We start from the raw sequence: 25,308 nt of genomic DNA, 5'->3' as shown, positions 1-25,308 counted from the left end.
CCGCTTATTTTTCAACACGATCTCGACCTTTATCTTTAGCACCATAGAGTTTCACATCGGCGCGTTTAAATAGCTCGTCTACTGAATTATCTTGAGGCCCAGCAGTCACAATACCCAGGCTCACAGTGTAGGTAAGGGTTTTACCATCTACCTGCAAAACTGATTTGGCAATTGCCTTGCGTATTTTATCGGCCAACAAGAAAGCGTCATCAAGGCCTGTACTATTAAGAAATATGGCAAATTCTTCTCCGCCCAATCTGCCGACCAGATCTGATTTTCGCAAAAATGTCTGAATGGTTTGGGTAAAATGAATGAGTACTTTGTCACCGATAAAATGGCCATAACTATCATTGATGGTTTTAAAGTAATCTAAATCCATCAACACAAAAGACCCGGAGGATTTTTGTCGTTGGCAAAGAATTAATAGATGTTGTGCTGTTTCAAAAAAACTGCCGCGATTTAAGACTCCGGTTAAAGAATCTGTTCTGGCGAGATTTTGTAGCTTTTCATTCAAAATTTGTAATTCTGCCGTGCGCTTAGCGACTGCCTCCTCTAACCAATTACGCTTGGCTTGCTCATCTTCTAATAATTGCTGTTTATCCTCTTCGATGGCACAAAGCATGTTATTCATATGCTGTTGCAACTGACTAAGTTCGTTATTTTCAACGTTCGAGAGCGTAATTCGTTTACTGATGTTTTGGCTGAGTTGCACCTCTTCCACTTGCGACATCAACTCTTTTATAGGCCTTGCCATATAACGATCAAAAGCCCAAATAAACAAACAAAATAGTACCGTTAATTTTATAAATGCGGTAAATGCAATCAAGGCAAATCCAAATAAAACCCGATCTAATACCACTTCTGACGATGAATAAAGTACTAAGGTACCAAGAAAAACTTGCTCCTCATGGAGTTGCCAATTTAATTCAGATTTTGTATCGAAAATGGACAAAGGGACTGAGTCTGGCGTGTAAGAACGTTTAGAAATCATGGTTTGGCCATATTTATCGCTTACATCGACACCTTCGATAATGGGCATTTTTACCAGACCATCAATGAGTACATTCAATTGAGTTTGATTGTATTGCCACAAACTGGTCGCGATAGGACCGCGCACGGTGTCTTCCAACTGCCTCAACTCACTTGAGATTGAGTCCTGCGTTTTCAAATATTCACTTAAAAACTGCATGCTGGTGATGAGGCAAGTGACACACAGGTAGATAGAAAAAATAACACGCAACATTTTTTGGGATAGATTATTTGGACGAAGAAAACTAACAAACATTAACAACAATACATCCCATCATACTTCAAGTTAACAGCGATATTAGATTACTCTTTGTTTGAATGGAACCGACTTATTGTATGAGCAGAACTAACTTATTTTAAGTTGGGTAGTTATTTTCAACCGACAAATATTTTCAACCGACAATGCGCAGTACGCCCTTTGTTTTTACACAAAAAAAAGCCGCTGTGTTTTAAGCACTGCGGCTTTTAATTTAACGTTACTCCTAACTCAGTACTTTATTATCTAAACAATACTTTTTCTTGTTTAAACCAGTACACACAAAAGGCTAACACTGCACCGGCTATCACCACAGTGGAGCCGAATATGGCAATTAACTGGAAGTAATCCATGGTGCCTTTGACCAATTCTTTCATCGCAAGTGCCACATTAGTTAAAGGCACCCAAGCCCAGCCACCTTTTAATTCCACTCCGGGCAACAAGGCTAATATTACTGGCACTAACACTAAAAAGACTAAGGGCACCATATAACTTTGTGCTTCTTTAAAGCTTTTGGCGTAGATCGAAATGCTCAGTAATACCGCAGCAAAAATCGCCACGACCGGTACCAACATTAAAAAGATCAAGACAAAATCAATGATGCCAATTTGCCCCATAAAATCTGCGACAAATTTGAGTGCCATGCCCTGACTTAAGACCAGCCCCCAGCCTGCCATACTGGCCACGGTAATCAGCGCCGTCATGCTACCCGCAAAAGCGATAGTTAAAAACTTGCCCATGACTATTTTGTTACGCTCGATGGGTGAAATTAACAAGGTTTCTAAGGTGCCACGCTCTTTTTCACCAGCACCCAGATCGGTAGCGGGAGCCATGGCGCCCTGTAAACACAAGATAAATAAGAGATAAGGCAACATGCCACCGATTTTTTCGCCCCAGTTTTCGCGGCTATCTGCGGTGTTAACTTTTTCCAATACCACTGGCTCAATCAGTGCATGTTGTTGAGCTTCACTCAGACCTAATTTGTCAAAGGCGCCCTGCTGAAATAGTGCTGATTGTTGTTTAGTGATTTCACTTACCCGTTGATAGACCAAATTAAGACCAGCATCGTTTAAATAAAGTTTGATGGTAGATTGTCCAGCCGTTAATACATCGGCCGAATAGTTATCAGGAATAACCAAGACAAAATCGACGGTTTCATTGCGGATCAATTGGCTAAAGTCAGCCTCTGGCGCTATCTCAACACGAGTGAATTTATCGGGTTGTTGCAGGTGCTCGCTTATATCTGGGGCATATTGCTCACCAACCAAAGCATATTTCAAAACTTTGCTTTCCGCTTTTTCTATGGCTTGTTTGGTCATAAACGCGATGCCACCAAAGATCAAAGGGAAGATAAGCAAGGGCAAAGCAATCATAAAAAACAGGGTTTTCCTGTCGCGTAATAATTCTTTCAATTCTTTTTTAAACACTAACCACATGGTTACTTCTCCTTAAGCCTGTGCTGCTGTTGTCTGGATACTGGCCATAAAGGCCTTATGTAATGAACCATCTGCGAGGGCTCTGAAACTGGCTGTATCGCCTGAAAACATGCTTTGCCCTTTATCAATTACCGCCACTTTGTCACATAACTCAGCCACTTCATCCAAATGGTGAGTAGAAAAAATAACCGGTGTACCGTCTGCTTTTAAACGGCGGATAAAATCCAATACGGTTTGGGTCGCCATGATGTCAAGGCCAGTGGTCGGCTCATCTAAAATCACTACTTCAGGTTGATGTACCACTGCGCGGGCGATAGCGGTTTTTTGTTTCATGCCAGTGGAGAAATGTTCACAGCGGCGGTCAAGAAAGCTATGCAAATCAAGTAAGTCGGCTAACTCGTCAATGCGCTTGGTAATTTTATCTGCGGACAAACCGTGTAACTGACCAAAATAGGCAATATTTTCACGGCCGGTCAACCGTCCATACAAGCCAGTAGAGCCAGATAAAAAGCCGATTTTTTGCCGAGCAATAAGTGGATTAGCAAGTACATTAATGCCGTTAATTTCAATGCTACCCGCATTAGGTGTAATGGCAGTCGATAACATGCGCAAAGTGGTGGTTTTACCAGCGCCATTTGGCCCTAACAAACCTAAGACTTCACCTTTTTGACAAGCAAACGACACATCAACCACTGAATGAAAAAAACGCCCTTTGAGGCGCGGATCTTTTTTCTCTTGTTCACTCAATTTTTTGGGGTTTTCCACTGCAAATTTTTTTGCCAATTTTTTTATTTCTATCATTCCTTTTCCCTACAGAGTTATGGTACCTACTAATAGTCTGCTATATATCGCATTTATTACATGCAAAAACAAAATATTGTATGTAACAATAATCGCCAAACCAAGACTACCTTGTTAGTTGCTCTATACCCACCTTTTAGCTTAAACAATATTGAGAAACAAAAATGGAAGCTGTAAATAATCCTTTTCAAGCCTGTCGCGACATCATACTCAAACCCAATGGCGTATTTGCCAAACTTAAAGTCACTGATAACTGGTCGTGGATCCCGTTTTTATTAATTATTGGCTGTGCCCTTTTGTCGGTTTATAGCTACCTTGCTGCGGTTGATACTGAGTGGTTGCGAGACACCTTATTACAGATGACAGCTAAAGATATCAGCCCAGCTGAGCGCAAGGCCATGAGTGATATGATGGCCCAAGGCGATATATTGTTGTTTAGCATGAGCTTTGGCATGGTGGCTAAACTTTTGATATTTAACGCCATAATGGCCGCCTATTTAAATATATGCAGTAAAATGGATGAGGAATGTGTCCAGGGTTTTACCGACTGGTTTGGTTTTTGTTGGTGGACTAGTTTGCCCTTGGTTGCCGTCAGTCTAATCAGTGTATTACTGACCATGTTTTCCCAATCAGTACAAATATCTCAATTGGTGCTCGAACCCACCTCGCTGGCTTTTATTTTTTCAATTGATTTTGATTCACCTTGGTTAGGTTTATTTGGCTCGTTAAAATTAGAATATCTGTGGGTCATTTATTTAACGACTGTCGGACTAAATCAGTGGACCGGCATGAGCATGACTAAGATTTATCGTATTGCCCTAGCACCTTATGTACTTGTGTGGGGTTTGTGGTTATTGGTATTGCTGTTTTAATCCAGAGCTTCTGGTTAAACGCGGCGAGTTTTAGGCCTGAAATAATCGGTATTTTGATAGTAACTAACATCTTGGTTTTCCATACAATATCCCGGTATGCCCAATAACGGCAGTGGCAATAAGGCTTTTTTCTGAGCAAAAAGATCATCCTGATTTATTTGCTCAGCAAGTTTTGTATCCAGCAGACTAAGTTGTTGCTTAGGTGCTAAGTCGCTAAACCCCTTAGGTACAACTATACCCAACCATTTACCGGTTAAACCAACAAAAGGTTGGAGTAACATTTCCAAGTTAGCATGACCAAACATAAACGGCACAATGCTAGTACCCCATAGTACTTTATGTTCGATAAATACCTCATGCCATTGATGTTGCCTAAGTAGTTCAAACAAAAACTCTTGGCCCTCTTCTACTGCCAAGATCACCCCACATTCATCAAAGTGAGTGAGATTATTACGTCGCAGTGTGCGTGGGCTTAAGCCATGCTGAGTAATATCTTCAATGTGCAATTGATTTAGCAGTTGTTTAATTCTTGGAAACTGTAACCAAATCAAGCCATTAAACAAGTCATGCCAATTGTCAGGTCGCGTAGGAATTTGCTGCTGTTTAAAGATGATTTGTTCGTAATAATCGTTTGAATCGGCTAGGGTAGATTGGCAAACAAAATCCGGCAGCGCTGTTATATCCGCACAAAAGTTGGTTTTAAGTCCATTCAAACCAGCAGCATTAAGCCAGTTTGGGTAGGCAGACAAACTAAACAAACTGTCTAATTGTGCAAAGGGTAAACAACTTAGTTGGGTTAAATAAAGAGAATGCCAAGTGCTTATCATGAAGGGCTTAAGTAAAAAGTGATAAGGCTTTATAATGGCTGTGCAATATAACTACAAGAGCAAATAAATGAAATTTTACGACAAAACTAGACTAACACTGATGACAGCATTGCTGGCTATAACGAGCTGTTCTAAAGTCACAGTAACAAACAATACCGAACAAAGCAGTAACTTTTTAAGTGTCTACGAAAACATCAGCACCGATGACATCAAAAAGCATATTAAAACCTTAGCATCAGACGAATTTGAAGGGCGTTTACCCACCACACAAGGTGAAAAACTCACTTTAGATTATTTGGTCGGCGAGTTAAGCGCCGCCGGTTTGGCTCCCGGCAACGGTGACAGTTATTTACAAACCGTTGAATTGGTAGAAATGACTGCTGATCCCAGTGTGATGTTATCCATAGGTGACAACCAGTTTGTCTATAAACAAGACATGGTAGCCTCCACTAAACGTGAAAAAGAAATCGTAGAGCTTAAAGATTCTGAATTGGTTTTTGTTGGCTATGGGGTTAACGCCCCTGAATATGACTGGAATGATTATCAAGGCTTGGATGTAAAAGGCAAAACCGTGGTGATCCTCGTAAACGATCCCGGATTTGAAAATCCTGACAGCGGTAAGTTTCAGGGTAAAACGATGACCTATTACGGTCGCTGGACTTATAAATACGAAGAAGCCAGCCGCCAAGGTGCCGCAGGTGCGCTTATTGTGCATGAAAGTGCACCGGCCTCTTATGGTTGGTCAGTAGTTGCCAATAGTTGGAGTGGCCCACAATATGGTTTGGTGTCAGATAGCGGCAATGCAGATAGAGTGGCCGTTGAAGGTTGGTTAACCTTAGAAGCCGCACAAAAAGTGTTTGCGGATGCTGGTTTAGATTTTGCGCAGCAAAAAGCCTTAGCCATGGCTGGTCCTTATGCTAAAACACTCCCACTTAGTGCTTCAACCACCATCAATAGCACGATCAAAAAATCCACTAGCCACAATGTTATTGCAACATTACCAGGCTCAGCCAAACCCGAAGAGCATATTATTTATTCAGCTCATTGGGATCACTTAGGTAAAGATAGCACTAAAGAAGGTGACCAAATCTATAACGGCGCTCACGATAATGCCACCGGCGTAGCGGCTAATTTGGCTCTAGCCAAAGCCTTTGCCCAGCTAGATATCAAACCTCAGCGTTCCGTGAGTTTTCTATTTGTAACGGCTGAAGAACAAGGTTTGCTAGGCTCATTGTATTATGCTGAACATCCCATCATCCCCATTAACAAAACCGTAGCTAACATCAATATGGATGCCATGAGTGTCTTAGGCCGCACCAAAGATGTCGCCGTGATCGGCATGGGTAAATCTGAATTAGAAAACTATCTGACTAAAGCCGCCATGCGCCAAAATCGCGTCATAGTGCAAGAAAGCCGTCCAGAGGCAGGATCGTATTTCCGCTCTGATCATTTCAGTTTTGCTAAACAAGGTGTACCAGCTCTTTATGCTAAAGGCGGTAGTGAGCCTATAGACGAAGAAACCGCCAACTATCGTAAGCGTACTAATGTGATAGTTACGGGCTGTTATCATCAGGTTTGTGACCAGTTCCGTGAAAATTGGGATTTAAGTGGTATAACCCAAGATGCTCAGTTGTTATTTGAGGTGGGTTACAGTGTTGCCAATACCGATGATTGGCCCCAGTGGAGCCCAACTAGCGAGTTTCAACGAGCTAAATAACAGACTTAAGTAAGTTAAAATTCACGTTATCATCAATGGCTGATAAAACTTATTTATCAGCCATTTTTTGTGTCAAAAAGCCAATTATAAGCGCTAAAAAAAACCGTTATACTTTGCGATAATAACTTACTGTAAAAAAATTACAGTTTCCGCTTGCTTTTTTCGCTCAGACTGGCAAATTCAAGGGCGCGAGAGGAAATGTTTTTACAGTCAACTTTACGCGAACCTAGGGGTTCATTACGCATTACCCGCCAATGTAACCAGCTAATTTTATCTAACCCGCAACTCAAGAGAAACTTTTTTATGTGTGGTATTTTCGGCATTCTGGGCATCAAAACTGATGTGGCAGAACTTAGAACACAAGCGTTAGAGCTTTCCAAATTGCTGCGTCATCGCGGCCCTGATTGGTCAGGTATCTGGAATAATAATAATGCCATCTTGTGTCATGAACGTTTGGCGATAGTCGACGTTGACACCGGCGCTCAACCTTTAATCAGCCGAAATAATAATCAAGTGTTAGCCGTTAATGGCGAAATCTATAACCACAAGACTCTTGAGAAAAATTTGGCCACCCCTTACGACTTCAGAACCAAGTCTGACTGTGAAATCATCCTACCTTTGTATCAACAAAAAGGCCTTGATTTTATTGATGAACTTGAAGGTATGTTTGCTTTTGTCTTATATGACGAAGAACAAGATGCCTACCTGATTGCCCGTGACCACATGGGTATTATCCCTTTGTATACCGGTTATGACGAACACGGCAATTTATATGTTGCCTCAGAAATGAAAGCCTTAGCGCCTGTTTGTAAAACCATTCAAGAATTCCCTCCAGGGCATTACTTGTGGAGTAAAAACGGTAAGTTAACCGAATACTACAAACGTGACTGGATGGATTACGAAAACGTAAAAAACAACCCAACTAATTTAGAAGACTTAAAAGTGGCTTTCGAAAAAGCAGTTAAGTCTCATCTGATGTCAGATGTGCCTTACGGTGTATTACTGTCAGGTGGTTTAGATTCTTCATTAGTATCAGCAGTTGCTGCCAAGTACGTCGCTAAGCGCGTAGAAGATGGCGATAAAACCGATGCTTGGTGGCCTCGTTTGCACTCTTTTGCTGTTGGCCTTGAAGGCGCACCTGATTTAATCGCGGCACAAAAAGTGGCTAAAATGATTGGCACCGTGCATCACGAAGTTCACTTTACCGTACAAGAAGGTTTAGACGCCTTACGTGACGTGATTTACCACATTGAAACCTACGATACGACCACCATCCGCGCCTCTACCCCTATGTATTTGATGAGTCGTAAAATCAAAGCCATGGGTATTAAGATGGTATTGTCGGGTGAAGGTGCAGACGAAATATTTGGTGGTTACCTGTATTTCCATAAAGCACCAAACGCTAAAGAATTCCATGAAGAAACCATCCGTAAACTTAAACGTTTGCACATGTTTGACTGTGCCCGCGCCAATAAATCCACTTCAGCTTGGGGTGTAGAAGGTCGTGTACCTTTCTTAGATAAAGAATTTATGGACGTGGCCATGCGTTTAAACCCACAAGACAAAATGTGTCTTGATGGCAAAATGGAAAAATGGGTATTACGCAAAGCCTTTGATAATAACGAATATTTGCCAGCCGAAATTTTATGGCGTCAAAAAGAACAATTCAGCGATGGCGTAGGTTATTCGTGGATTGATTCGTTAAAAGAATATGTGGAAACACAAGTGACTGATCAGCAAATGGCCTCAGCAGCCTTCCGTTTCCCGATTAATACGCCGGATACCAAAGAAGGTTATTACTACCGCACCATCTTTGAAGGCTACTTCCCACAAGAAACAGCCGCTAAATGCGTGCCTAGTGGCAAGTCTATCGCTTGTAGTACGGTAGAAGCCTTAGAGTGGGATGCGAGTTTTAAAGGCAATGCTGACCCTTCAGGACGCGCTATGCGCAACGTTCATTTACAAGCGAATAAATAAGTTTACAAATGAACAAACAAAAGCCAGCGACTTAGCTGGCTTTTTTGTAGAAGCAAAAGCTGGTTTCATCGCTACGCGACACAGCATGCGTTTCACTTACAAAGCATCGCTACGCGACAAAGCATCGCTACGCGACAAAGCATGCGCTGCGCGCACAAAGCATGCGCTTCGCTTATTTATCGCTACGCGACTAAGATCATGCGCTACGCTTACCAGCATCCATGCTGGTTTATGTCTCACATCCGTGAGAGCCAGTTACTCTTTCTTCAACAGCTAAGAATAGAGTAACCAGAAAGAAGCCGGCTCTAACCGACTTTCTCATCCGCTATAAGTCCCGGCTTTTATGTCAAAACGGCGAGATGTAACCTCCCTGTAAGCCTCGCCTTGTCCAAACGTCCTGTTTGGACATTTGACAAGCCGAAACTTCTATCGGGAAAGTCGGAGTCGCAAGCAAAGAAACCGTTCTTCGAATTAACGCCACCATAAACCACGCGAGCTTGCGAACGTCGGGCGACCGCAGGGAGCGAATTTAATGGCCTTGTTACATTTTTTGATCTTTTTCATAAAACACTTGGTAGCTCATTAATGGAAGAAACTTAGCAAGCTTGTCCTCCCAGTCTGGGATTGAAATGCGCACTCGAAGACCCGACAGATCGTTCGCGATGAAGGGTAGCAGGTGTGCCACTAGCTTCTTAGAGAGCTTCACATTGATTGTTGGGCAGGCCTCCTCATAGAAGTTGATGCTTCCCAATGGGGAATCACCTTCAAGGTTCTGTATCTGTTCTTCTTCAACGGAATAGATATTCAATGACACACTGCCGAAATTGTAAATCTCATACTCTGAGGAGCATGGCCCACATAATATTGACAACTCCATGTTGCAAATATCGCCTTTTGAGTTTTCGGAATCAGCCCAATCGCGGATGACCAACTTTTCTGCAGAAAGCGCTATCCACTCAACGTTGCATCTTCCTTCAAGTACATCATTTAGTGATGGGTGGTTGGGCACATTGCTCTCCTATAAATGTAACGCTTTTCTAATGGGAAAATACTGCGCTTTGGCCGGAACGGCCAGCAGTTATTTTCCCAATGAGTTTACGAACGATATGTAGCAACTTGTTAAGTTACCTATTACGTATTTCTAAAGACATATCAGGAGCATCTTCCCAATTTATTTGCTTAATATCTGTTACACATGATGATGCTGGACGAGAGCTTTTATAAGAATTAATTCCTGAAACCTGCCCTTTGTAAAACCATATAACTCGATAATCATGATACCCGAAGCCAGCGCCTGTCTGACAGTATTGCCATGCTTCATTATCACCTTTAAATTGACGGTCATCAGGTGCACCCATAACAGCAGTAACTTGCTCTTTGGTATCTCCAGAATTAACAAGCAGTGCTTTCTTGTCTAGTGATCCACAACCAAAAAGTAAAACAGTAACGCTTAACAATATGACAAACTTCATTAACATTTCCTTGGTTAATTAGTCGGAATTCATGTTAAATCCGGATTTAACATGAATTGGATTTTTCACGATTCAAAATTTAATTAACTTAATATACCTACTCTCAAACAAAATAGAAGCGGTAATTTTTAACGCCATTTTTTGTATTTAACCAGAATCTGTTTATGTGCTAAAACGCGGAATGATATCGAAGAAATTGCGCTTTTGTTCCCCGTATAAACGTTCCCTGAGTAGCGCCAGAATTCACTGAGTAAACTGGCAGGGAAAGCCAGTTTAGCTTTGTTGTGTCGGGAACACATCAAAGCGGCTTAGGGAATTCAAGCTAATCAGGAATAGAACGTTTAGTGGGGGCGGCTTCTTTTGCCTACTTTTCTTAGCTGTTGAAGAAAAGTACGGTCGAGCCACGGGACGTGGTTTGAAAAATCGTCATGGATGACGTAAGCGCAGCGCATGCTGTGTCGCGCAGCGATGCCTTTATCCTCGACTCCAACTTACCCAATTTTAGGCACAACTTGTCAAATGACCAGACAGGATGTCTGGGTAAGGTGAGGTGAGCACACGGACGTGCTCTCCGTACCGGTTTGATAACAAGTTGCGGCTTAAATTGGAATAGTAAGTTGGCCGGAGAGCGGCCCTTTTTGCTTACTTTTTACGGCTGTTGGTAAAAAGTAAGTCGGGCCTCGGGACGAGGCTTGAAAAACGCCATGGATGGCAGTGTGCGTAGCACATAATCTTGATGGCCGCAGGCCATACAGTTCGCGCAGCGAATACTTTGTGCACGAAGTGCATGCCTTAGCGCGCGCAGCGCATAGTCTTAGTGGCCGCAGGCCATGTGTTGCGCAGCAATATGCTGTACCGCAGCCTTGCGGCTGCGCAGCAGCCTTTATACCTCCATTGCTACCAAAGTACCTTGTTTAATGGCGCGTTTGGCATCTAGCTCAGTGGCTACATCTGCTCCACCTATTAACTGATAAGGCTTAGTTAAACCTTCCACCAACTCGCGTAGTGGCTCTTGGCCAGCGCAGATGATCACGTTATCTACGGCTAGCACTTTGACTTCGTCGTTGATTTTAATGTGCAAACCAGAATCATCGATTTTTAGGTATTCAACGCCTGCCAACATAATCACACCCTTATTGAGCAAACCTGTGCGGTGTGCCCAGCCTGTGGTTTTACCTAGGCCTGCGCCTACTTTGGTGCTTTTACGTTGCAGCAACACTAACTCACGGGGTGAGGCCTCGGGCTGAGCTTGCATACCTTCAATACCTCCGCGGTGAGTAAAACTCATATCAATGCCCCACTCTTGCATAAACGCTGGTATGTCTAAGCTGGGTGTTTGACTACCGTGTGAAAGATATTCACACACATCAAAGCCAATACCACCAGCGCCTATCACCGCCACTTTATGACCGACCGCTTTTTTATGCACTATCACATCGATATAACTCAATACTTTTGGGTGCTCAATGCCTTCTAATGGCGGAGTACGAGGTTTAATGCCGGTAGCTAATAATACTTGATCAAAGTCGCTGTTATTCAGACTTTGCACGTCAATACGGGTATTGAGTTTAACGGTAACGTGGAGCAGTTCGAGTTGGCGCTGGTAATAACGCAGGGTTTCGTAAAACTCTTCTTTTCCTGGGATTTGCTTGGCAATATTAAACTGCCCGCCAATGGCACTGGCAGAGTCAAACAAGGTGACTTTATGCCCGCGTTTTGCGGCAGTTACTGCAGCCGCCAAACCAGCAGGACCGGCTCCAATCACTGCGATGTTAAGCACCTCATCGCTGAGCTGGATATTCATTTCGGTTTCATGGCAAGCGCGCGGATTAACCAAGCAACTGGTCATCTTGCCGGCAAATACATGGTCTAAACAGGCTTGGTTACAGCCTATGCAGGTATTGATTTCATCTGCACGGTTTTCCATGGCTTTGATCACAAAGTCAGGATCCGCCAAAAACGGGCGAGCCATCGACACCATATCCGCATCACCACGGGCCAGCACTTGCTCGGCCACTTCGGGTGTATTAATACGGTTTGAGGTAATAACAGGGATAGACAAGGCCTTGCGGAATTTTGCTGTTACCCAAGTAAAAGCCGCACGAGGCACTTTAGTGGCTATGGTCGGAATACGGGCTTCGTGCCAACCTATGCCGGTATTAATGATAGTCGCCCCCGCTTGTTCGATGGCTAAACCCAGCTCAATCACTTCGTCGTAATTTGAGCCGCCTTCGACTAAATCGAGCATCGACAGGCGGTAGATAATAATAAACTCTTTGCCGACTGCTTCACGCACACGGCGCACCACTTCTATGGGTAAACGAATACGGTTTTGGTAGTCACCGCCCCATTCATCTTCACGGTGATTGGTGCGTTTGGCAATAAACTGATTGAGGAAATAACCCTCAGAGCCCATGATTTCGACGCCATCATAGCCCGCTTTTTGTGCCTGAGTGGCAGTAAAAATAAAGTCGTCTATTTGTTTTTCGATGCCTGCCTGATCAAGTGCTTTAGGTTTAAAAGGGTTGATGGGCGCTTGTACTGCCGAAGGAGCAACCAAAGCAGGATTGTAGGCATAACGGCCAGTATGCAAGATTTGCATGCATATCTTGCCACCCTCTTTATGCACAGCATCGGTAATCACTTTGTGCTGGGCGACAGATTCATTATCGTCTAAACGTTGAGTATTTTTATGGGTTGCACCTTCATCATTTGGACCTATGCCACCCGTCACAATTAAACCCACTCCACCTCTAGCGCGCTCGGCAAAATAGGCAGCCATACGCACATGGCCATTGGGTGCTTCTTCTAAACCGGTGTGCATGGAGCCCATCAATACGCGGTTTTTGAGGGTGGTAAAACCAAGATCCAAGGGCTGAAGTAAATGGGAATAGTTAGCTAGGCCTGCTGTTTGTACTGCATTACTCATTCTATTGGTGTCCTGATTTGTTACTTTAAACAAGGTGTTTTTAAATACACGAGGTATTACATGTTTGGTGTTTTTTTATGGAGAGGCGCATATTCGGGCAGGCGTTTCTGCTGACCCGCGGCCATGGCTTCTTGCACATCTGGCATTTGAAACATGCCGGCTTGCCAAGTAGCCATATAATTGAGGCTGTCGTTGACACTATGATCGCGCGTGTAATTGAGCATTTCTTTGCAACCCGCCACCGCCATGGGTGAATTCATCGCGATCTTTTGCGCTATCGCCATGACGGCTTTGAGCATAGTGGCTTGATCACTAAATACTTGATTTACTAAACCGCAGTCTTTGGCTTCGGCCGCCGCCATATTGCGTCCGGTAAAAGCTAATTCACGCACTAAACCTTGGGGGATCAAATGGGGCAAACGTTGCAAAGTGCCCACATCGGCTGTCATACCTAGCTCGGTTTCTTTAATAGTAAAAAAGGCATCCTCGCTACAATATCGGCAATCTGCTGCGCTTATCATATCCACTGCCCCACCTATTACACCGCCTTGCATAGCAACTAATACGGGAATGCGAATCTCTTCTAAGGCATTAAAACTATCTTGTAGCTCCAGCACCATGCGACGCGTACGCTCAGCACGACGTGCAGGCTCGCCAGTAAAACTCTTGCCCATCTCGGTAAATACCGCTAAATCCATACCGGCACTGAAATGTTTGCCCTGAGATGAAATAACTATAACGCGGGCACTGGCATCTTGATCAATCTGCCTTACGACCTTGGGTAATTCTCGCCAAAAAGCCGGGATCATGCTGTTTAATGCTGCTGGACGACACAATTGAATATGGGCAATGTGCTGTTCTATGCTGACTTCTAAGGTTTCAAGTGATGAAAAATCAAGATCTGACACGGGCGTTATCCTTTTGCTTACACAGGGTTTTGATATTAACCAACCAAAATCTGTTAACATTATTTTAAACTAGACAGCGTCAAGATAAGAGTTTATGTTGACGCTGTCAAGATAGCTGGGGTATTAAAGCATCTACAGCACAGTTAAGTTTATTAAGTACAATGACAAGGGTAAAAACCGTGGACACCAAGCCAGAAACTAAGCTCGAAAAGAATACCTATCACCATGGTGATCTACGCAGTAGCCTAGTTGATGCGGCCAGTAACATGCTCAAGGAAGGCGGCATCGATGGCCTCTCCTTGCGTAAATTGGCCGACAAAGTGGGCGTGTCACGCACCGCGCCCTACCATCATTTTAAAGATAAAAATGAATTACTCTGTGCCATAGCCGAGGGCGGATTTAGTCGTTGGCAACAGGATGCCACGGCAATATTTAATCAACACGACTTAAGTCCACGAGAAAAGTATCGGCAATTTATCCAAGGTTATATTGCCTATGCGGCAGATAATCCCGAGCTGTATGACTTGATGTTTGGCCGTACAATTTGGAAACAAAATACCGCCACCCAAAGTTTACGCGATGTGGCCTACCCGAGTTTTCATCAACAGGTCACCATGACTCGCCAATGGCAACAACAAGGTTTAATGCCCGCCGGTGAAGATACTTTGCGACTAGCCCAAGTCACTTGGGGCACCATTCATGGCATCGCGCGTTTATTAATTGATGGGATTTATGCTGATCGCAGCCACATAGATGAAATGTGTGACTGTGCCGTTAACTTGTTTTGTAGCGAGCACTAAGATGCAGCGTTTTGCCCTTAACATCAATGCCACTGAATCCATTCAACTAACACGTTTTGAGCCAAGTGTTGCTGCCATAGCCCATATCATAATCGCCCCGGCCATGGGCGTGAGTCAGCTATTTTATCAAGCGCTGGCACTATGGTTAAACCAGCAAGGTTATGCCGTAACCACCTTTGATTATCGCGCTATGGGTTCATCACAAGACAAAGCCTTAAGCGAATATTCCCTAAATATTTTGAACTGGGCTCAAGAGGACTGCTCAGTGGTTTTGGCCAATGTCATCAAGCAGCCAAGCAAGTTGCCGATTTATTGGTTAGGCCACAGTTTAGGTGGGCAAATATTTCCGCTGATCAAACAAATCGAACAAGTGACTAAAGTGATTACTATTGCCTCGGGCACAGGTTATTGGAAACATAACGCCCCCGCATTACGTCGCAAGGCACCGCTATTTTGGTATGTCATTGTGCCTTTGCTTACCAGTATCTTTGGTTATTTTCCCGGTAGAAAACTTGGCATGGTAGGCGACTTACCCAAACAGGTTATCTATCAATGGCGCAGATGGTGTTTGCATCCCGAATACTGTGTTGGCGTAGAGTCGGCCGCAGTCAGACAACAATTTACTCAGCTACAAGTGCCACTGACGTCTGTGTGTTTTAGCGATGATGAGATGTTATCTTGGCAAAATATGCAGGACTTACATGCCTTATTTGGCACTAATAACAAACAACTTAAATGTTATACACCACAGCAGGTGGGTGTAGACCGCATTGGACACTTAGGATTTTTTCGCGCGCAATTTAAAGATAACTTATGGCCACAAATTCTGTTACCTGAGTTGCTTTTACCCCTACAAAGTTCTGCTCAATAACTCCCTTAATAGTTTTTTAAGATTAAACCTATCGTTTCTATTCAATTTATTATTTTTCCCGTGGCCTTACACTGGTTAGCAATTAAGACAAATTAACCACGGGGTACATTATGCAAACTGGATTAAAAACAACAACTTTTGCCATCACCCATTTTACAGTAGCCTTTACGGTTGCTTGGTTATTGACGGGCAATATTTTAATTGGCGGATTGATTGCCATGGTCGAGCCCGCCATTAATACAGTGGCTTATGTTATTCACGAAAAAATTTGGGAGAAAAAGACGCTAAAACAGGCTGGTATTCCTATTAGCGCCTAAGTAAAACCGCAAAATCAGTGGATGGATAGGTTTAAACATAATGCTGTTTTATCAAATCTGCCGCTCGTTCGGCGATCATGATAGTCGGCGCGTTAGTATTACCACCAATTAACGTTGGCATTACCGAGGCATCCACAACCCGTAAACCTGCAATGCCTTTTACTGTTAAGTTTTCATCCACCACAGTAGTCGGGTCATCAACCTGCCCCATTTTACAGGTACCTACAGGATGATAAATACTTTCTGCCTTGTTACGAATAAAAGTTAAAAGCTCTTCATCACTTTGTAACTCTGGCCCAGGAGAAACTTCCTTGCCTTGGTAGGGTTTAAATTGGCTACTTGATAATATTTCGCGGGCTTGGCGCAGCCCTGCAATGGCGACTTTTTGATCATCAGGATGACTCAAATATTGGGGATTTATCAACGCCGGTGCTTGTGGATCCATAGACTGCAAACGAATGTCGCCACGACTTTTAGGATACAGAGCACATACATGCAAACCATAGCCATAACCAAAAACGTTTTTACGGCCGTGGTCCTCTAAAATGGCCGGTAAAAAGTGATATTGAATATCGGGGATATCACCGGCATAGGCCGTACTGGCAAAGCCGCCTGCTTCGGCGATATTACTCGACAACATGCCCTTACGTTTAAACACATAGGCAAAAGCCGCTTTGCAATAAGCCGGAATAGCACTCAATGCCACCCCATAAGCGGTGCGGCTTTTACAGCGATATTGCACCAAAACATCCAGATGATCTTGCAGGTTTTGCCCCACGCCCGGTAAATCAACAAGCGTATCGATACCCTGCTCGGCGAGATGCTCTTTGGGGCCGATGCCAGATAACATTAACAGTTTTGGCGAGTTAATCGCCCCTGCACACAACAGCACTTCTTTATTGGCATGTAAGCTTAAGCGCTGTTGTTTTAGTTGTAACTGCACCCCCGAGGCACGGCCTTTATCGATCAGAATTTTTTCTACCACAGCTTGTGTCAATATCGTCAGATTACTGCGTTTTTTAGCCTCACTTAAATAGCCTTTGGCGCTCGAACAGCGCTGGCCATTTACTTGAGTCACTTGATAAAAACCTAAACCTTGATGCTCTGCACCGTTAAAATCAGTCACTTCGGGCAAACCTACCTGTTTGGCTGACTTCACAAAAGCCTGCGACAGTGGATTAGTATGACGTAAGTCACTGACACTCAAGAATCCACCAACGCCATGATATTCACTGGCACCATGTTGCTGTTTTTCAGATTTAATAAAATAAGGTAATACTGATTGCCAATCCCAGCCTTTGGCACCCGCTTCACTCCAAGCTTGATAATCTTGTTCAACACCACGGATATAACACATGGCGTTAATAGAACTTGAGCCACCTAAGACTTTCCCCCGCGGCCAATACAAACAACGATTGTTCAACTCGGTCTGCGCCACTGTATCGTAATTCCAGTTCAACTTAGGCAAACGAGCTAACAGGGCCAAACCAAAGGGGATATGGATAAATGGGTTACTGTCTTTAACACCTGCTTCGATAAGACATACTGAGTAGTTTAGGTTTTCTGACAGTCTTGCCGCTAAAGTTGCACCCGCAGAGCCGGCACCTATGATGATAAAATCATATTTTGTTGAGGGGTATGGCATATAGCTCCAAGTAATTAGGTATTAGTTAGACAGTGTAAAGCCTTAGTCAATGGAAATTTGACTCAATTTGGTACTAAAACACACTGTCCCAGTACCTTTTAAGTGAAAATTGCCTATAAAATAAACGCTACTAATCGAAAATTGCCAATTAAATCCAATAAAAACGAAAAACATCAATCATGCTAAATTAATGTATCACACTGTTTTAATTAACTTTATTATCATATTTATAAGATTTTGGTATATTTACAAATACCTAAGTATCACATTGTAGGTTTTTTCATCACTTTCTCTGGGGTTTAATGAATCCATCGAAACGGGGCAAACATTAACAAGGCTTCGTTTCAAAACTAAACCAACTTAACTTTAATACCCGAGGAATTGACCATGTTGAAAATTGTTAAAACTTCTATCGCTATCGCCGCCGCTTCTTTCATCGTTGCTGGTAGCGCTCATGCTGATATCAACGAAGCATTACAAAACATTTGTACCATCGTAAAAGCTGACGATAAAGGCGAATTACGCAAAAAAATGAAAATGGTACAATCTGACTACCGTATGCAATTACAAGATTATTACTCAGGTATTTCTTGTGGTGGTCAAAGTTTAATTCGTACTGCGATGCTTAACAACGCAGTAGAAACCGGCACCATGATGGTTAAGAAAATGCCTAAAGGTGACTTAAGCAACCCAGAATCAGATGGCAAAACTATTGTTGCTTGGGCCGCAGAAAATGGTTTAGACAGCTCACCTATCGTTGCTGCCTTAAACGAACGTATTTAAGCAAGTAGCTAGATACTAGTAAATAGTTACTAGTGAACAGCAAAAAATTCAATCATGTGAAACAGTTCAACATGGTGGGTGGGGATTAACTTCTCTTCCTTAGAAAACGGCCTCTCTTTTGAGGCCGTTTTTTTATTCTTTTTCAGGAATTCCGAGATGCCCCAATCCCTCTGCATAATCAATAGTCAGGACAAAATGTTTTAATACATCGTAGCCTAAAATACCCTCAACTTTTTTACTCTTTATACGACTTAAAGGTTCCTGATACTGTTTAGTTAAATTACTCTGTTGCCCTTTAGCGGGCACACTAACAAATACATTTTCTAATGTATAAGGGCCTATTTTTAACTCAGGTAAATTGAAGGTGTCATTGTAACCAGCCCTGATCGCGCCATGTATAATAGAGCTCTTAGTGGGGTATTTATCCAACCAGTGGTGTGCAATAGCAATTGATCGTTCAAGCATAACGCTACCATTATTGCCAGTATCCAATAATAGCCAAACATTCTCTTCGTTATTTAAGCCAACCTTGACAATAGGAACACCACTGCTCCTTTGACTTTTCATGTCGAGGTTTTGTACTTTTTTTAAATCTATAGAATCCCGCCCTAATATACGCATACGTTTATTGACATAATCAATCTGAAAAACAAATTGCTTCATAAAACCAGCACCTAATAATATCGCATTATCAGAATGTCCCAATGAAACACTAAGTAAGTTCTCAAAGCTTAAATTTGCACCAAACATTTCAACAGAAAAGTCGACATAAGTAGCACGTTTATCGTGTCCATAAGCGCCACGAATATCGATTTTTTTACCCTCTACAACATTAATATTATGTTTAAGTTTGAAATTTTCATTCAATCCATTGGTAAAAGCACCGCTATCTAAAATGGCCATACCAGCATACCCTTGTACTACGACAGGGAATTTTATATGACCGTTATCGATAGTAACATCGACCCAAGTTGAAACGCTTGCATGACCTGAATTACAAAAAAGAAACAACAGAAAAGTACACAAATACTTCATAAGACCCACTGTCCTTGTTAGTGAAACTTAAAAAAAAGCCAGCAAACAAGTGCTGACTAACAATCAAGTTTAGAGTATAAAAAGAGTCTTATGGACGCAAACTTATTTTCCCTTTCACCTTACGGCCCATCACTTTATTCAGGGCATCTTTAGCTTGTTCTAAAGGGACCACTTCATCAATGTTTACTTTGACTTTGTCCTGTACATACCACATCAGTAACTCGTGCATATTGTCTGCAAAATCCTTAGGTTGATGTTGGGTAAAGGAGCCCCAAAATACCCCCACTACTGAATAACCTTTAACTAAACACAAATTAACCGGCAATTCTGGAATTGTACCGCCAGCAAAACCCACCACCAATAATCGTCCGTTCCACGCCATACTGCGTGAACATGCGTGAAAAGTATTACCTCCTACACATTCATACACTACGTCCACACCTTTGCCATTGGTGACTTCTTTAATGGCGGTTTTCAGATCGGTGTCGCTGTAATTAATCAGAATGTCAGCGCCATTGGCTTTGGCCACATCAAGTTTTTCTTGGGTGGAACAGACTGCGATGACCTTAGCGCCCATTAATTTGCCAATCTGCACAGCCGCTAGGCCCGTACCACCAGCAGCGCCGGTAACTAACAAAGTTTCACCAGGTTTAATCTGGGCACGCTGTTTTAAGGCGTGATGGGCTGTGGCATGGGCAGTAACTAAAGCGGCGGCCTCATCATCAGGGATGGCATCAGGGATAGGTAGTACATGAGTAGCGGGACACGCCACTTTTTGCGCATAACCACCTAACATGCATAGCGCGATAACACGCATACCTATTTTAAGATGACTTACGCCCTCACCAAGTTGACTGATAACCCCCGCCACTTCTCCACCAGGAATAAAAGGCCTTGGCGGTTTTAACTGATATAAACCCTGGACCAATAAACCGTCAGGAAAGTTAACCCCACAGGCTTTGATATCAATGACTACCTCACCTTTTTTAGGCTGTGGATCAGGTACATCGATAAACGTAAGTTGCTCAACTGGGGCAAATTCATTACATACAATAGCTTTCATGCCTACTCCGTTTTCATTGTGTTATTGGCCCTTGGTCAGCTTTAAGGCATATTGGGCTAAGGGCTGCACTAAAGCGCCAATTTTGAGCGCTTCTTTATTTGACGCATTACCCTCTTGTGCCCTTTTTGCCACACCTTGGGCGATAGCAGCCAATCTAAAAAAACTGAAGGCTAAATAAAAATTCCAATTACCAATCTTATCAATACCCATTAATTGGCAATACCGAGCAACGTACTCCTCTTCACTTGGGATCCCTAGGGCAGCACGATCTACACCACCTAGGCCAGTAGCCTTGCCTACATTTTCAGGTAAACGTAACTGCATACACTGATAGGCGAGATCTGCAAAAGGATGACCTAAGGTAGATAATTCCCAGTCTAATACCGCCTGTATTTTGGGCTCGCTAGGATGGAACATCAAATTGTCCATACGATAATCACCGTGTACTAAAGACACCCTGCCATCGTCCTCAGGCAAATGTTGCTCTAACCATAAAATAAGTGCGTTCATTTCGGGGATATCATGAATTACCGTTAACTCATATTGCTGACTCCAACGGCTAAACTGGCGCTCAAAATAGTTACCGGCTCGGCCATAGTCACTTAATCCCACCTTATTAATATCAACACTGTGCAAGGCCACCAAGACCTCGAGCATTTGTTGATACATTTGTGTACGTTGCTGGTTATCAGCTATGTCAGGCAAGGAGCTATCCCAAAAAACCCGTCCTGCGACATATTCCATGATGTAAAACATGCTGCCAAGTACACTTGGGTCTTCACACAAGTGATACACTTTTGCCACTGGCACATTTGCATCTTGTAGTGCTGCCAGCACTTTAAACTCTCGATCGACAGCATGAGCCGATTTAAGTAATTTCCCCGGAGGTTGACGCCTAAGCACATAAGTTTGTGTGGGTGTTTCAAGCTTAAACGTCGGATTAGACTGTCCACCCGAAAACTTTGTGGCCTTAATTGGGCCTGAAAAGTCCTCAAGGTGGTGCTGTAGATAAGCTTCTAATACCTTGATGTCTAATTGTTCTACTGCATTGGTGGCACTCAATTCGCTCACTCCTGTCAGCTGTTATAGTCTTTAATTAAATTCCGCCCTAGTTGCATCATATGCACCTCGTCAGGCCCGTCAGCCAAACGTATAGTACGGGCATAAGCATAGGTTGAGGCGAGGATAAAGTCTTGACTAGTACCACCAGCCCCATGCATTTGAATAGCCTGATCAATCACATTACAAGCCATTTTGGGTGCCACAATTTTAATCGCCGCAATAATGTCACGACTGACCTTGTTGCCATGTCTGTCCATACTATCTGCGGCTTTTAGGGTCAATAAACGCGCTTGCTCAATATCACAATGCATTTGCGCAATACGTTCACGAATCGATTGTTGTTTACTTAGTGGCTGACCAAACGCCACTCTTTCTTCAACACGTTTACAGGCCATATCTAAAGCACGCTGAGCACAACCGATTAAACGCATACAATGATGAATACGACCCGGCCCCAAACGTCCTTGGGCAATAGCAAAACCTTCACCCTCACCCACCAATAAATTGGCAGCGGGTACTTTAACGTTATCAAACAGCACTTCAGCATGGCCTACCGGCTCGTCATAATGTCCCATGGCAGCCATAGCCCTTACCACTGTGACTCCTGGGGTATTTATGGGTACCAAAATCTGTGACTGTTGTTGATGGCGCTCAGCTTTAGGATCGGTTTTACCCATGACCACCATGATTTGGCACTTGTCGTTCATGGCTCCGCTGGTATACCACTTACGACCATTGATCACATAGTTGTCACCTTGCCTAACAATAGACGTTTCAATATTAGTGGCATCTGAAGAGGCGACAGCAGGTTCGGTCATGGCAAAAGCCGAGCGAATTTCTCCATTTAATAAGGGCTCAAGCCAGTCTTTTTTATGTTGCGCTGAGCCATATTTTGCCAATACTTCCATATTGCCGGTATCAGGCGCGCTACAGTTGAATACTTCTGAACTCCACATTACTCGCCCCATAAGTTCACATAAAGGGGCATATTCCAGATTTGTTAAGCCCGCGCCATAAGGCAGGTATTCATGGGGTAAAAACAAATTCCACAAGCCTGCATCACGAGCCTTCTGTTTAAGTTGCTCCATCAACTTGGGAGTAGACCAACGAGTACTTTCTTGACGTGCATTGGTATATACTTGCTCGATATATGCCTGTTCAATTGGATAAATGTGCTCTTGCATAAAAGCATTTAATTTTGCGATAAGTCCTTTGGTCTTATCAGAATATTCAAAATTCATATTACTCTCCCTTGGATAAACTATTGTATTGACACACAAAAAACCTAACTAAAGGTGATTGATGACAGGCGTTCAGGGGTGTCTAAGTGAGTAATATTATTAAAACTACTTAAACGGATACTGTGTTGATTAAAATGAAAATGGCTTAGGCTACTATTACGAATTTGTAAATTAAGCTCAATTATCTGACGAGCATCTAGCCCCAGTACTATGCCCATCATCATAGCGATGACACCGCCAGAACTCACAACCAAGATAGGTTTGCTTAATTGTTGTTGAGTAATGAGAGATAAACAATCCACGACCCTTTGCCTAAAGCTATCCCAACTTTCTATTAAATTTTCTGTGGCCAACACCCCTTGTGACCAAGCCAGCATGGCTTTTTTTAACAGCCGTAAAAAATCACTTGGAGCAGCATTTGCAGCCAAAGCATCTTGCGGATATAAATTCAAATAAGCTCGTGCGACAACCTGAAAATCAAACTCATTTAATGCAACGTTAGCAGAATGAACGATGGGCTCAGATAGCTGCGACACTATGCCTTGCGCGGTTTCTTGTTGGCGTTGCAAATCTCCCCTCCACAATTGTGCAAACGAGATATTTCGTTGCTTAAAATACTCACCAAGCCACACACTTTGTTGCAGGCCTAAAGGGCTTAATTTGTCATAATTTTTAGCTCCAAATGAAGCTTGTCCATGACGCACCAAAAATAGTTCTGACATAAGATGTCCTTAAACTAACAGTGGCCTGAGTGTATGCAGGTTCCATCTATTAGTTTAATTAATTATTTCAATATGACTTTATCACCCAAAGTGATTTAACAATTCTATTCAGCAAAATAGCTCTCCATTAGTCGCTTAAAGCATGATAAAAAGTGCAAAAAATAACATTTCATAAACAATTGTTTTACTTTTACATACAAAACTTGGTAGCGTAGTGGTAAGAGCGCAGACCAGTTGAATGTTTTCCAACAACTTGTTTGAGTCAAATAAGTATAAAAATAGCTGTTAAACGCAGATTTTTTTGGCACACACAGAGAGCACACACAATGACAAAAAGCCTTCCACAACACTTTACTCGCCATCCCTTATCGTTACTAATAGGTTTAAGTTTAGCCATGCAAAGCTCTGTTGGCTTTGCGCAAGAACAAACATCTAAAGCCGAAAAACAAGGCCTAGAGACCATTACCGTTACCGCCCAAAAGCGCGCCCAAAACTTACAAGAAGTACCGGTTGCTGTTACCGCTTTTACCGGCGACGAAATGGCAGAATCTGTTATTAAAGATATGTATGACTTACAAACCAATGTGCCAGGTTTGGGCGCATTTCAAAGTCAAAGCGCAACTAACTCTAGTTTCTCTATTCGTGGTGTAGGTACCTCATCGCAAAACTTTGGGCTTGAATCCTCAGTGGGTTTGTATGTTGATGGTGTTTATCGTGCCAGACAAAACTCTTTGATCAATAACTTAGTGGATATGTCAGCAATTGAAGTATTACGTGGCCCACAAGGTACTTTATTTGGTAAAAACACGCCTTCTGGCGCCGTCTTAGTTACCACCGCAGCACCGAGCCATAGCGGTGGAGATGCCTTTGTCGAAGCGACTTTTGGTAATTACGGTTTAATGAATTTTTCTGGTGCCACCTCAATATCTGCCATTGAAGATGTTTTGGCATTCCGGGTTACCGCTTTTACCAGCCAGCGTGATGGCACTATTAGTGACATTGCATTAGGTGAGGATAAAGTTAATGACAGAGATCGCTGGGGTGCTCGTGCTCAAGCCTTATATACCCCTAATGAAGATGTAACCTTACGTATCATTGCCGATTATGCTGAAATCAATGAAATTTGCTGTGGTGCTCCGGTACAAATGACTAACTTTGAAGCCAATGAAATCCCCGGTAAGTACGGTTCTGATGCGGCTATCGCCAGCCTTGGTGGTACAGCTTTCCCAGGAGGAAAAGCATTTTTTGACCGTGAAATAGCGGTATCATTTTTACCTGAATCAAGCATGAAAGACCGCGGTTTATCGGCTCAGTTAGATTGGGACTTAGATGAAAACTACACTTTTGTATCCATTACTGCATCGCGTAAATTTGAATCTTACGACGATATAGACACTGACTTTACTGATGTTGATCTGTTTGGTACCAGTAACGATTCTCAGCAAACGTCATTTTCTCAAGAATTACGCCTTGATTACACCAGCGACAAACTTAACTATATTTTGGGTGCTTATTATTTCGAACAAGATTTAGATCTGGCTTATA

Annotated in this window: 22 protein-coding genes; 8 read left to right on the top strand and 14 right to left on the bottom strand. The window is 42.9% G+C overall.

The genetic code is table 11. The features are described 5' to 3' along the window. Positions 1–4: 4 nt before the first annotated feature. The 3 genes from AX660_RS17030 to AX660_RS17020 all read right to left on the bottom strand — a co-directional run bounded on the left by AX660_RS17030 (position 5) and on the right by AX660_RS17020 (position 3,522). The gene (locus AX660_RS17030) at positions 5–1,285 is read right to left on the bottom strand and encodes a diguanylate cyclase (protein WP_068379373.1); all 1,281 of its coding nucleotides are present in this window, start codon (positions 1,283–1,285) and stop codon (positions 5–7) included. A 242-nt stretch (positions 1,286–1,527) separates the two neighbouring features. Then, positions 1,528–2,721, bottom strand: a complete 1,194-nt coding sequence (locus tag AX660_RS17025) for an ABC transporter permease (protein ID WP_068379370.1) — start codon at positions 2,719–2,721, stop codon at positions 1,528–1,530. A 12-nt stretch (positions 2,722–2,733) separates the two neighbouring features. Further along, positions 2,734–3,522, bottom strand: a complete 789-nt coding sequence (locus tag AX660_RS17020) for an ATP-binding cassette domain-containing protein (protein WP_068379367.1) — start codon at positions 3,520–3,522, stop codon at positions 2,734–2,736. A 164-nt stretch (positions 3,523–3,686) separates the two neighbouring features. Here AX660_RS17020 and AX660_RS17015 point away from each other — a divergent pair, with 164 nt between their 5' ends. After that, on the top strand, positions 3,687–4,394 hold the full coding sequence (locus tag AX660_RS17015) for a YIP1 family protein (RefSeq protein ID WP_068379364.1): 708 nt from the start codon (positions 3,687–3,689) through the stop codon (positions 4,392–4,394). A 14-nt stretch (positions 4,395–4,408) separates the two neighbouring features. Here AX660_RS17015 and AX660_RS17010 read toward each other — a convergent pair whose 3' ends face one another. Beyond that, on the bottom strand, positions 4,409–5,221 hold the full coding sequence (locus AX660_RS17010; protein WP_068379361.1) for a DUF3025 domain-containing protein: 813 nt from the start codon (positions 5,219–5,221) through the stop codon (positions 4,409–4,411). Between the two features lie 67 nt (positions 5,222–5,288). Between AX660_RS17010 and AX660_RS17005 the strand changes: the two genes are divergently transcribed. After that, complete coding sequence (locus tag AX660_RS17005) at positions 5,289–6,938, top strand: M28 family metallopeptidase (protein ID WP_068379358.1); 1,650 nt, start codon at positions 5,289–5,291, stop codon at positions 6,936–6,938. 303 nt (positions 6,939–7,241) lie between these two features. Beyond that, positions 7,242–8,915, top strand: a complete 1,674-nt coding sequence (gene asnB / locus AX660_RS17000) for an asparagine synthase B (RefSeq protein WP_068379988.1) — start codon at positions 7,242–7,244, stop codon at positions 8,913–8,915. Between the two features lie 541 nt (positions 8,916–9,456). Here the strand turns inward: asnB and AX660_RS16995 are convergent. The 4 genes from AX660_RS16995 to AX660_RS16980 all read right to left on the bottom strand — a co-directional run bounded on the left by AX660_RS16995 (position 9,457) and on the right by AX660_RS16980 (position 14,224). After that, the gene (locus tag AX660_RS16995; RefSeq protein WP_068379355.1) at positions 9,457–9,924 is read right to left on the bottom strand and encodes a hypothetical protein; all 468 of its coding nucleotides are present in this window, start codon (positions 9,922–9,924) and stop codon (positions 9,457–9,459) included. Between the two features lie 115 nt (positions 9,925–10,039). After that, the gene (locus tag AX660_RS16990) at positions 10,040–10,387 is read right to left on the bottom strand and encodes a hypothetical protein (protein WP_082768976.1); all 348 of its coding nucleotides are present in this window, start codon (positions 10,385–10,387) and stop codon (positions 10,040–10,042) included. An 883-nt stretch (positions 10,388–11,270) separates the two neighbouring features. Further along, on the bottom strand, positions 11,271–13,316 hold the full coding sequence (locus AX660_RS16985) for an NADPH-dependent 2,4-dienoyl-CoA reductase (RefSeq protein ID WP_068379348.1): 2,046 nt from the start codon (positions 13,314–13,316) through the stop codon (positions 11,271–11,273). 56 nt (positions 13,317–13,372) lie between these two features. Then, the gene (locus tag AX660_RS16980; protein ID WP_068379345.1) at positions 13,373–14,224 is read right to left on the bottom strand and encodes a crotonase/enoyl-CoA hydratase family protein; all 852 of its coding nucleotides are present in this window, start codon (positions 14,222–14,224) and stop codon (positions 13,373–13,375) included. Between the two features lie 179 nt (positions 14,225–14,403). Here AX660_RS16980 and AX660_RS16975 point away from each other — a divergent pair, with 179 nt between their 5' ends. From AX660_RS16975 to AX660_RS16965, 3 genes are all read left to right on the top strand, one after another. Continuing rightward, positions 14,404–15,024, top strand: coding sequence for a TetR/AcrR family transcriptional regulator (locus tag AX660_RS16975; RefSeq protein WP_106404101.1), 621 nt, complete (start codon positions 14,404–14,406; stop codon positions 15,022–15,024). 1 nt (position 15,025) lies between these two features. After that, the gene (locus AX660_RS16970; RefSeq protein WP_082768975.1) at positions 15,026–15,895 is read left to right on the top strand and encodes an alpha/beta hydrolase family protein; all 870 of its coding nucleotides are present in this window, start codon (positions 15,026–15,028) and stop codon (positions 15,893–15,895) included. 110 nt (positions 15,896–16,005) lie between these two features. Then, positions 16,006–16,212, top strand: coding sequence for a DUF2061 domain-containing protein (locus AX660_RS16965; protein WP_068379336.1), 207 nt, complete (start codon positions 16,006–16,008; stop codon positions 16,210–16,212). A 31-nt stretch (positions 16,213–16,243) separates the two neighbouring features. On the opposite strand, the gene AX660_RS16960 is transcribed toward AX660_RS16965, so the two are convergent. After that, the gene (locus tag AX660_RS16960; RefSeq protein WP_068379333.1) at positions 16,244–17,857 is read right to left on the bottom strand and encodes a GMC family oxidoreductase; all 1,614 of its coding nucleotides are present in this window, start codon (positions 17,855–17,857) and stop codon (positions 16,244–16,246) included. 387 nt (positions 17,858–18,244) lie between these two features. Between AX660_RS16960 and AX660_RS16955 the strand changes: the two genes are divergently transcribed. Beyond that, positions 18,245–18,640, top strand: coding sequence for a DUF3718 domain-containing protein (locus AX660_RS16955; RefSeq protein WP_068379330.1), 396 nt, complete (start codon positions 18,245–18,247; stop codon positions 18,638–18,640). A 132-nt stretch (positions 18,641–18,772) separates the two neighbouring features. Here AX660_RS16955 and AX660_RS16950 read toward each other — a convergent pair whose 3' ends face one another. From AX660_RS16950 to AX660_RS16930, 5 genes are all read right to left on the bottom strand, one after another. Continuing rightward, the gene (locus AX660_RS16950; RefSeq protein ID WP_068379327.1) at positions 18,773–19,675 is read right to left on the bottom strand and encodes an aspartyl protease family protein; all 903 of its coding nucleotides are present in this window, start codon (positions 19,673–19,675) and stop codon (positions 18,773–18,775) included. A gap of 88 nt (positions 19,676–19,763) precedes the next feature. Further along, positions 19,764–20,738 carry an NADPH:quinone oxidoreductase family protein gene (locus AX660_RS16945; protein ID WP_068379324.1) on the bottom strand — a complete coding sequence of 325 codons (975 nt, stop codon included), beginning with the start codon at positions 20,736–20,738 and terminating at the stop codon, positions 19,764–19,766. 21 nt (positions 20,739–20,759) lie between these two features. Next, a complete protein-coding gene (locus AX660_RS16940; RefSeq protein WP_068379985.1) occupies positions 20,760–21,800 on the bottom strand; it encodes a phosphotransferase family protein in 1,041 nt (346 codons plus the stop codon). 14 nt (positions 21,801–21,814) lie between these two features. Beyond that, a complete protein-coding gene (locus AX660_RS16935; protein WP_068379321.1) occupies positions 21,815–23,041 on the bottom strand; it encodes an acyl-CoA dehydrogenase family protein in 1,227 nt (408 codons plus the stop codon). A 44-nt stretch (positions 23,042–23,085) separates the two neighbouring features. After that, complete coding sequence (locus tag AX660_RS16930; protein WP_068379318.1) at positions 23,086–23,763, bottom strand: histidine phosphatase family protein; 678 nt, start codon at positions 23,761–23,763, stop codon at positions 23,086–23,088. Positions 23,764–24,089: 326 nt separating this feature from the next. On the opposite strand from AX660_RS16930, the gene AX660_RS16925 reads away from it, so the two are divergent. After that, positions 24,090–25,308: TonB-dependent receptor (locus AX660_RS16925; protein WP_131811828.1), on the top strand; the 1,219-nt coding region annotated here is incomplete at its 3' end.

Source organism: Paraglaciecola hydrolytica (assembly GCF_001565895.1).
Taxonomy (GTDB): domain Bacteria; phylum Pseudomonadota; class Gammaproteobacteria; order Enterobacterales; family Alteromonadaceae; genus Paraglaciecola; species Paraglaciecola hydrolytica.
This window is presented reverse-complemented; position numbering and strand designations above follow the sequence as displayed.

Bases quoted from the DNA above. Each gene is read 5' to 3' on its own strand.
- AX660_RS17025 (WP_068379370.1), bottom strand. From the start codon at position 2,721: ATGTGGTTAGTGTTTAAAAAAGAATTGAAAGAATTATTACGCGACAGG.
- AX660_RS16950 (WP_068379327.1), bottom strand. From the start codon at position 19,675: ATGAAGTATTTGTGTACTTTTCTGTTGTTTCTTTTTTGTAATTCAGGT.
- AX660_RS17005 (WP_068379358.1), top strand. From the start codon at position 5,289: ATGAAATTTTACGACAAAACTAGACTAACACTGATGACAGCATTGCTG.
- AX660_RS17030 (WP_068379373.1), bottom strand. From the start codon at position 1,285: ATGTTTGTTAGTTTTCTTCGTCCAAATAATCTATCCCAAAAAATGTTG.
- AX660_RS17015 (WP_068379364.1), top strand. From the start codon at position 3,687: ATGGAAGCTGTAAATAATCCTTTTCAAGCCTGTCGCGACATCATACTC.
- AX660_RS17010 (WP_068379361.1), bottom strand. From the start codon at position 5,221: ATGATAAGCACTTGGCATTCTCTTTATTTAACCCAACTAAGTTGTTTA.
- AX660_RS16990 (WP_082768976.1), bottom strand. From the start codon at position 10,387: ATGAAGTTTGTCATATTGTTAAGCGTTACTGTTTTACTTTTTGGTTGT.
- AX660_RS16935 (WP_068379321.1), bottom strand. From the start codon at position 23,041: ATGAATTTTGAATATTCTGATAAGACCAAAGGACTTATCGCAAAATTA.
- AX660_RS16955 (WP_068379330.1), top strand. From the start codon at position 18,245: ATGTTGAAAATTGTTAAAACTTCTATCGCTATCGCCGCCGCTTCTTTC.
- AX660_RS16965 (WP_068379336.1), top strand. From the start codon at position 16,006: ATGCAAACTGGATTAAAAACAACAACTTTTGCCATCACCCATTTTACA.
- AX660_RS16960 (WP_068379333.1), bottom strand. From the start codon at position 17,857: ATGCCATACCCCTCAACAAAATATGATTTTATCATCATAGGTGCCGGC.
- AX660_RS16930 (WP_068379318.1), bottom strand. From the start codon at position 23,763: ATGTCAGAACTATTTTTGGTGCGTCATGGACAAGCTTCATTTGGAGCT.
- AX660_RS16945 (WP_068379324.1), bottom strand. From the start codon at position 20,738: ATGAAAGCTATTGTATGTAATGAATTTGCCCCAGTTGAGCAACTTACG.
- AX660_RS17020 (WP_068379367.1), bottom strand. From the start codon at position 3,522: ATGATAGAAATAAAAAAATTGGCAAAAAAATTTGCAGTGGAAAACCCC.
- asnB (WP_068379988.1), top strand. From the start codon at position 7,242: ATGTGTGGTATTTTCGGCATTCTGGGCATCAAAACTGATGTGGCAGAA.
- AX660_RS16985 (WP_068379348.1), bottom strand. From the start codon at position 13,316: ATGAGTAATGCAGTACAAACAGCAGGCCTAGCTAACTATTCCCATTTA.
- AX660_RS16970 (WP_082768975.1), top strand. From the start codon at position 15,026: ATGCAGCGTTTTGCCCTTAACATCAATGCCACTGAATCCATTCAACTA.